The sequence below is a fragment of the Mesorhizobium sanjuanii genome, from assembly GCF_002529485.1.
In the GTDB taxonomy this organism is placed as follows: Bacteria; Pseudomonadota; Alphaproteobacteria; order Rhizobiales; family Rhizobiaceae; genus Mesorhizobium; species Mesorhizobium sanjuanii.
In genome coordinates, this window is the sequence record NZ_NWQG01000283.1 from 1 (window position 1) to 790 (window position 790).

The 790-nt window shown below is 62.2% G+C and carries 1 protein-coding gene; it reads left to right on the forward strand.

Features of this window, described 5'->3' with window-relative positions:
* The first annotated feature begins 22 nt into the window (after window positions 1–22).
* On the forward strand, window positions 23–640 hold the full coding sequence (locus tag CN311_RS30940) for a PilZ domain-containing protein (RefSeq protein ID WP_097577377.1): 618 nt from the start codon (window positions 23–25) through the stop codon (window positions 638–640).
* The last annotated feature ends 150 nt before the right edge of the window (window positions 641–790 follow it).

The following is a 790-nucleotide window of genomic DNA, read 5'->3' on the forward strand; positions in this document are numbered from 1 at the left end:
GCCAAACGGGGTGCAGGCAGTCATGAGGTCAGCGGCGGTCGAATCCGCGCCGTCCCAAGCCGAAAGGCGTAACTTTCAGCGCGTCCGCGTGAAGATTTACGGACGCTTCATGCTGGAGGATCGCACCGAATATCCTTGCCAGGTCGTCGACATGTCGCCTGGCAATGTGTCGTTTCGCTGCGAGCGCATCGGCATGCCCGGCGAGAAAGTCATCGCCTATATCGACCATATCGGCCGCATCGAGGGCGTTGTCACCCGTACCTTGGAGGATGGCTTCGCGATGACCGTCATCGCGTCTGAGCGCAAGAAGGACAAGCTGGCCGCGCAACTGACCTGGCTCGCCAACAAGCATGAACTCGACCTGCCGGAAGACCGTCGTCACGAACGCGTCGCCCCGCGTAATCCGACAAGCGTGCTTCAGCTTACCGACGGGCGCCAGTACCAGTGCCGCATCATCGACCTGTCGCTTTCAGGTGCGGCGATCGAGATCGACGTCAAGCCGGCGATCGGCGTCCAGGTGACGCTGGGCACGATGCGCGGCCAGGTGGTGCGGCATTTCGAGGACGGCGTCGCCATCGAGTTCGCGGTCATCCAGCGGCCGGAAACGCTCGATTCCGAATTCAACGCACCAGGCGTCTGACGGACGGCACAATTGTGCAAACCGAACCGGCCCATTGCGGCCGGTTTTTTATTGGCCCGCGCCGGCCGACGCGGCCGCTTTGCGTCCTCCTGTTCGCCTAATTTAGGAGACTTTCCTGATCCGGGCCGGATTTGGGTAGACGTCAGCGAG

Excerpts from the sequence above, each read along its gene's own strand:
- CN311_RS30940 (WP_097577377.1), top strand. The coding sequence starts at position 23 with ATGAGGTCAGCGGCGGTCGAATCCGCGCCGTCCCAAGCCGAAAGGCGT.